The organism is Bradyrhizobium sp. SZCCHNR1093 (genome assembly GCF_032381175.1).
GTDB lineage: Bacteria > Pseudomonadota > Alphaproteobacteria > Rhizobiales > Xanthobacteraceae > Bradyrhizobium.
Map to the genome: position 1 here is coordinate 38,994 of NZ_JAUHJJ010000021.1, position 6,482 is coordinate 45,475.

Genomic DNA, 6,482 nt, shown 5'->3' on the forward strand with positions numbered 1-6,482 from the left:
AGCTCACTTCACGTTGCGGGCCGGACGGCCGGGATCGGCGCTCGCCGTCGTGGCCGGAGCGGCATTCATGTTGTCGAGGTTCATCATCACATTGCCCTCGAAGCGGATGACCTCGCCATTGTCGGTGATGCGCAGGCGGTCGGCAGAAAGCGTACCGTTGGTGAGCTTGACGTCGACGCGCTCGTCCGAGCTCACGGTGCCCTTGGCCATGTCGACCGAGGCGCGGCTCAGACGCGCCTCGTAGCCCGTCGACGTCGTCAGCAGGATGTCCTTCGTCAGCTCTAGCTGCTGCTGCTTGGTGTCGAACACGCCGGTATTCGCCTTCAAGGTCACCGTCGACTGATCCTCCATCAGCACCTTGGCGCGGAGGATGTTGAGCTCGACGTGATCGGGATCGGTGAGGTCCTGCACCGCGCTCCGGGCGACGAGATCATACGGCCGCTGGTCCGGGGTGAAGCCGGTCAGATGCGGCGTCTCCATCGTGATCTTGCGGCCGGAGATGACGAGGTTGCCGGTGAGATTCGGGGTGTTGATCTCCATGTGGAACGGATTGAACAGCGCGATGCCGATCACGACCGCCATCGCCAGTCCCACCGCCGCCGGCACCGCGACCCGCAGCACGCGCACGAAGCGGCTGTGGCGCGCCGCGACCGCGAAGCGCGCCTGCAGGGTGGGATCATAGGCGGGGTTGTGGACCGAGTTCACCAGGGCTCCGACGGACACGGGATGCGCGCGAAACAGCACCCATCCTACCATGGGGGGCCCCACCATTGCAGCCTGGAACTGGCGCTAAATCGCGACGCAGGGGCCTCGCGATCATTACGAGACATTAATGATCGTGAACGCGGCTGCGATTCGCCCCCCTCAGGAATGCGCGAAGATGTCCTCAGCCTCGAATCCGCCCAGATCGAGCGTCGCCCGGTGCGGCAGGAACGCGAAGCAGGCCTGCGCCAACGCCAGCCGCCCTTCGCGCGCCAGCATCCCGTCGAGCTTTTCGCGCAGCGCATGCAGATGCAGCACGTCGGAGGCAGCATAAGCGAGCTGCGGCTCGCTGAGCTGCTCGGCGCCCCAGTCGCTCGACTGCTGCTGCTTGGAGAGATCGACATTGAGCAGCTCGCGCACGAGGTCCTTGAGACCATGGCGGTCGGTATAGGTGCGCGCCAGCCGCGAGGCGATCTTGGTGCAATAGACCGGCTGCGGCATCACCCCGAACGCGTGAAACAGCGCCGCGACGTCGAAGCGCGCGAAGTGGAAGATTTTGGTGATGTCCGGGTTGCCGAGCAGCGCCTTCAGGTTCGGCGCATCGGTGTGCCCCTTGGGGATCTGCACCACGTCGGCCGAGCCGTCGCCGGGCGACAGCTGCACCACGCACAGCCGGTCGCGGTGCGGATTGAGCCCCATGGTCTCGGTGTCGATCGCCACCGAGGTGGTGTAGCGGGAAAGATCGGGCAGGTCGCCGCGGTGCAGGCGTACGGTCATGGCTCTCAAAACCTCGTCGAATCGAAATCGGACGCGACGGGCCGGAGCAACGCCGCGGGAAGCGCTCGGGAACCGGCTGTAGCCCGGCGCTGGTAACCAACCGGCAAACCCGCCGGGCCGGTCCGGAGATCAGCCGTGGGAATGCCAGCCCCGCCGCCCGGGCGCAAGGGCCGGACAGGGCCAGGTGATCGCATCTGAGGTGGCGCCGGCAATGTCTCCGCGGCCGTTCGAGGCGGCGCCTTCGTCATTGAGGCGGTCGACCCGCTGGTTGCATCGCGCCAGATCGCACCCAATCGATCGATGCAACTCTTGCATTGATCGATGCCGCCTTTGGCTTGGACAGAAAATGCCACTGGCCGTACGCGTGATATTGTCGCATGACTTCGCATCTGGAGTGCAGCGACCCAAGGCGGCCTGCAGCATCTGCCCAACAACAACGACATAATCAATTGAGGAGGAAGCCAAGATGAAGGCACTTACAGGTATCATTGCGGCCGCTGTGCTGGCGGTCTCGTCGCCTTTGGCGACCGCGCGCGATTTCCGCTCCGCCGATGTGCACCCCGCCGATTATCCGACCGTCGAAGCCGTCAAGTTCATGGGCAAGCAGCTCGCAACCGCGAGCGGCGGCAAGCTTGGCGTCAAGGTGTTTCCGAACGGCGCCCTCGGCTCCGAGAAGGACACGATCGAGCAGCTCAAGATCGGCGCGCTCGACATGATGCGGATCAACTCGTCGCCGCTCAACAATTTCGTGCCGGAGACCGTCGCGCTGTGCCTGCCCTTCGTGTTCCGCGACACGCAGCATATGCGCAATGTCCTGGACGGGCCGATCGGCGATGAGATCCTGGCCGCCATGGAGCCCGCCGGCCTGGTCGGCCTGGCCTATTACGACAGCGGCGCGCGCTCGATCTACACGGTCAAGGCGCCGGTGAAGTCGCTCGCCGATCTCAAGGGCCTGAAGATTCGCGTCCAGCAGTCCGACCTCTGGGTCGGCATGATCCAGAGCCTCGGCGCCAACCCGACCCCGATGCCCTATGGCGAGGTCTACACCGCGCTCAAGACCGGCCTCGTCGACGCCGCCGAGAACAACTGGCCGTCCTACGAGTCCTCGCGTCACTTCGAGGCCGCCAAGTTCTACAACGTCACCGAGCACTCGCTGGCGCCCGAAGTCCTCGTGATGTCCAAGAAGGTCTGGGACACCTTGAGCAAGGAGGATCAGGCGATGATCCGCAAGGCGGCCAAGGACTCCGTGCCGGTCATGCGCAAGCTCTGGGACGAGCGCGAGCAGACCTCCCGCAAGGCCGTCGAGGCCGCCGGCGTCCAGGTCGTGACGATCGCCAACAAGCAGGAATTCGTCGACGCGATGAAGCCGGTGTACCAGAAGTTCGCCGGCGACGAGAAGCTCTCGAGCCTCGTCAAGCGCATCCAAGACACCAAGTAAGAACCACATAAAAATAGGGACCGGGTCCGGCGTCGCCGTGCGGCGGCACCGGACTCAGGCCAGGGAGGGCCGGGAATGACAGATCCTCATGTTGGAGACCACGAGCAGCAGGAGGGACGTCCGTCGACCGGCCTGCTCTCGCGGATCAACGCCGTCATCGCGCGCGTCGGCATGTATCTGTCCGTCGCCGGCCTGCTCGTCATCGTCACCATCGTCTTCTACCAGGTGTTCGGACGCTACGTTCTCAACTCCAGCCCGACCTGGACAGAGAATCTGGCGCTGGTCCTGATCCTCTATGTCACGCTGATCGGCGCCGCCGTCGGCGTTCGCGACGCCGGCCATATCGGCATGGACAGCCTCCTCGTGATGCTGCCGGATCATATGCGGGAAAAGATCGAGCTCGTCATCCACGTGCTGGTCGCGATGTTCGGCGTCGCGATGGCCTACAACGGCTGGATCCTCGGCGCCTCCGTGGGCACCGTGAAGATCGCCAATCTCGGCCTGCCCGAAGTCGTCCGCTACGTGCCGCTGATCGCTTCGGGAATCCTGATCGTCATGTTTTCCATCGAGCACATCATGGCTCTCTTGCGCGGCGAAGAGGTCGTCCCGTCATGGAACTGATCATTCTCGGCGTCACCTTCTTCGGCTTCCTGGTCCTCGGCGTTCCCGTTGCGTTTGCGATCGGCCTTTCGGCGATCTGCACCATCCTCTATGAAGGCCTGCCGGTTGCCGTCATCTTCCAGCAGATGATGTCGGGGATGAACATCTTCTCGTTCCTCGCCATCCCGTTCTTCGTCTTCAGCGGCGAGCTGATGCTGCATGGCGGCGTCGCCGACAAGATCGTGCAGCTCGCCAAGAATCTCGTCGGTCACATCCGCGGCGGGCTCGGCATGTCGAACGTCGTCGCCTGCACGCTGTTCGGCGGGGTCTCCGGCTCTCCCGTGGCCGACGTGTCGGCGATGGGCGCGGTGATGATCCCGATGATGAAGAAGGAAGGGTTCGACACCGACTACGCCGTCAACGTCACCACCCACGCCTCGCTGGTCGGCGCCCTGATGCCGACCAGCCACAACATGATCATCTATGCGCTCGCCGCCGGCGGCAAGGTGTCGATCGGCGCGCTGATCGCCGCCGGTCTTCTTCCGGCGCTCGTGCTGATGGTCTGCATGCTGGTCGCCGCCTACGCGGTCGCCGTGAAGCGCGGCTATCCCGCGGGCAAGTTTCCCGGCTGGGCGGAGGTGTTCCGCTCGTTCGCGGCGGCGCTGCCCGGCCTCTTGATCGTCGGCATCATCCTGGCGGGCATCCTGTCCGGCGTGTTCACGGCCACCGAGTCCGCGGCCGTCGCCGTCACCTACACGATCCTGCTGACGTTCTTCATCTACCGCACCATGACCCTGCAGAACTTCCTGCGGGCTGCCGCCAAGGCCGTCAAGACCACCGGCGTGGTGCTGCTGCTGATCGGCGTGTCCACGATGTTCCAGTACCTGATGGGACTCTACGAGGTCGCCGATTTCGCCGGCGATCTGATGAGCAAGGTCTCGACGCAGCCCTGGATGATCTTCCTGCTCATCAACATCATCCTGTTCCTGCTCGGCACGTTCATGGACATGGCGGCGACGATCCTGATCTGCACCCCGATCTTCCTGCCGATCGCGATGAAGGCCGGCATGGATCCGGTGCAGTTCGGCATGCTGATGCTGATCAACTGCGCGCTCGGCCTCAACACCCCGCCGGTCGGAACCACCCAGTTCGTCGGCTGCGCCATCGGCGGCATCTCGGTCGGCGCCGTCATGCGCACCATCCTGCCGTTCTACGCCGCGCTGATCGCCGCCCTGATGTTCGTGACCTACGTCCCCGCCTTCTCACTGTGGCTGCCGCGCCTGTTGATGGGCTACAAGGGATAGCTGGACTGGGCGGTCGTTGGCGTGACAGCCACATGCTCCGCTGTCGTCCCGGACAAGCCTGCCGACGCAACGCGTCGGCGGGCGCAGATCCGGGACCCATAACCACCGAACGGAGTGGGGCACGCGGAACGTGCCGACTGCCCATTTCAGACATCACGCGGTATGGGTCCCCGCGTTCGCGGGGACGACACCGGTTATGAGTGGAAGGGTCGCGTAAGAAATTCACTACGGGATTAAGTCGATCAAGGGCGCCGGCTTCTTGCTCCAGACATTTCGTCACCTTTAGCCTATGGCTGCTCTGGAAGGTCGACCCGGCAAACACCGACTCATCATCATAGATATTCGTGCCTTTGCTGGATCAAATTCGCGATATCTAGAGCATCACCACCAGCCTATGGTGTGGCCGACGCTGGCGGCGCCAGTGATAGCAGTGATCAGGGTGGCAACGGCCACAACAACCTTATTGAAGCTGTCGAACCTGTCGCGCGAGCTCATTTCCGATCTCTCCCGTATTGGGGCCAGTAGCGCTAACCGATGCAGGCGAGCGTCAACCGCTACGGTCGGCGCTGCAACGCACCAGTAATGTGCTGATCATCATGCGGAAGTTCGGGCCTAACGTCGGGCAGGTAAGAGTAGAAAGGGCCAGAAACCTAGTTTTTGCCTTTTATGGCTGCCCACAACTTGCGGGCACGCGGCCGCACGGTACTTTCATTGGCATTGTGGCCCTTGGCCGTGAGCCACGTAAGCATGACCTGTTCGATGTCAGCTTGCTTCTCTGGTTTCAGGTCGCCCTCGTATAGCTGTCGGCATATCTCGACCCATAGGTCATCCCACCACTCAGCCGGTGGACGACCGCCAGCTACGAGCGGAACAACTTCAGGCTTCACGGCTTCCACCGGCAAAATCTTCTCGATCGCGGCACGATCAAACTTCACGCCGTACGCAAAGATCTGAATCTTGCTATCCAGCCAAGTGGAAAAGTCGCCGGAATCCCATTGTTGTTTTAGCGCGATCTCTCCGTGAGCCCACCAAAACGCACGGGGAATGTCCCTATCCTCGAACTGCTTCTCATTTATTTGAAGGCGTTCAGCACGAGCACGGATAAGTCCATGGTTAGCTCGCTCACAGATCCGCCGCGTTGCGATCGAAAGTTGGAGGCTCTTTAACATCTGCAAGGCGCGACTTGCGCTGATCCATTCAATTTCATCGCTCTTTGGATTCTTATGTAATTCGTCCCACTCGTCGCTGAATCTCTTTAGATTACCGTATCCGTACGCTGATGCCATTGTTATCGCTCCCTGTGCGGCAGCAAAGCCTGGACCGTCACCTGCACCAGATGTGATCTACTTCAGAACTCCAACAACATTTCAATGATATCTGCGCAGCATGATCCCCGCCAGGTGCGGCGATTGATAAACACTTCGGCTACGGCTTCATCCCGCCAGGATTGTTGTGCAATCAACCCAGATTTCTGTCACGGCAGCCCCCCGAGGGACCGACGTTTGACGGCTGCGATAATGGTTTCGAGGACTACCTGTTTGAGGCAGCCCGTCGAGTTATTATGTCGCATGCTGAAACGTTGCGCCGTCGAGGCTGGGCAAGAACTCAGTGTTCACGGTAAGATTTGGGGGCATGACGAATCGGCCGTTCAAGAGCGGCGA

General features: G+C 62.2%; 6 protein-coding genes. 3 read left to right on the forward strand and 3 right to left on the reverse strand.

The window, feature by feature from the left end:
• Window positions 1-3: 3 nt before the first annotated feature.
• Window positions 4-705 (reverse strand): LPS export ABC transporter periplasmic protein LptC, encoded by a 702-nt coding sequence (gene lptC / locus QX070_RS32685; RefSeq protein WP_315716868.1) that lies wholly within the window; start codon window positions 703-705, stop codon window positions 4-6.
• Window positions 706-864: 159 nt separating this feature from the next.
• Window positions 865-1,479 carry a ribonuclease D gene (locus tag QX070_RS32690; protein ID WP_315741253.1) on the reverse strand — a complete coding sequence of 205 codons (615 nt, stop codon included), beginning with the start codon at window positions 1,477-1,479 and terminating at the stop codon, window positions 865-867.
• A 466-nt stretch (window positions 1,480-1,945) separates the two neighbouring features.
• On the opposite strand from QX070_RS32690, the gene QX070_RS32695 reads away from it, so the two are divergent.
• The 3 genes from QX070_RS32695 to QX070_RS32705 all read left to right on the forward strand — a co-directional run bounded on the left by QX070_RS32695 (window position 1,946) and on the right by QX070_RS32705 (window position 4,821).
• Window positions 1,946-2,917 (forward strand): TRAP transporter substrate-binding protein, encoded by a 972-nt coding sequence (locus tag QX070_RS32695; protein ID WP_315741254.1) that lies wholly within the window; start codon window positions 1,946-1,948, stop codon window positions 2,915-2,917.
• A gap of 75 nt (window positions 2,918-2,992) precedes the next feature.
• Window positions 2,993-3,538, forward strand: a complete 546-nt coding sequence (locus QX070_RS32700; RefSeq protein WP_315741255.1) for a TRAP transporter small permease — start codon at window positions 2,993-2,995, stop codon at window positions 3,536-3,538.
• Window positions 3,529-4,821 carry a TRAP transporter large permease gene (locus tag QX070_RS32705; protein ID WP_315741256.1) on the forward strand — a complete coding sequence of 431 codons (1,293 nt, stop codon included), beginning with the start codon at window positions 3,529-3,531 and terminating at the stop codon, window positions 4,819-4,821. The genes QX070_RS32700 and QX070_RS32705 overlap by 10 nt, the downstream gene beginning before the upstream one ends.
• Before the next feature lie 650 nt (window positions 4,822-5,471).
• Here QX070_RS32705 and QX070_RS32710 read toward each other — a convergent pair.
• A complete protein-coding gene (locus QX070_RS32710; protein WP_315741257.1) occupies window positions 5,472-6,107 on the reverse strand; it encodes a hypothetical protein in 636 nt (211 codons plus the stop codon).
• Between the last annotated feature and the right edge of the window lie 375 nt (window positions 6,108-6,482).

Excerpts from the sequence above, each read along its gene's own strand:
- QX070_RS32690 (WP_315741253.1), bottom strand. The coding sequence starts at position 1,479 with ATGACCGTACGCCTGCACCGCGGCGACCTGCCCGATCTTTCCCGCTAC.
- QX070_RS32705 (WP_315741256.1), top strand. The coding sequence starts at position 3,529 with ATGGAACTGATCATTCTCGGCGTCACCTTCTTCGGCTTCCTGGTCCTC.
- QX070_RS32695 (WP_315741254.1), top strand. The coding sequence starts at position 1,946 with ATGAAGGCACTTACAGGTATCATTGCGGCCGCTGTGCTGGCGGTCTCG.
- QX070_RS32710 (WP_315741257.1), bottom strand. The coding sequence starts at position 6,107 with ATGGCATCAGCGTACGGATACGGTAATCTAAAGAGATTCAGCGACGAG.
- QX070_RS32700 (WP_315741255.1), top strand. The coding sequence starts at position 2,993 with ATGACAGATCCTCATGTTGGAGACCACGAGCAGCAGGAGGGACGTCCG.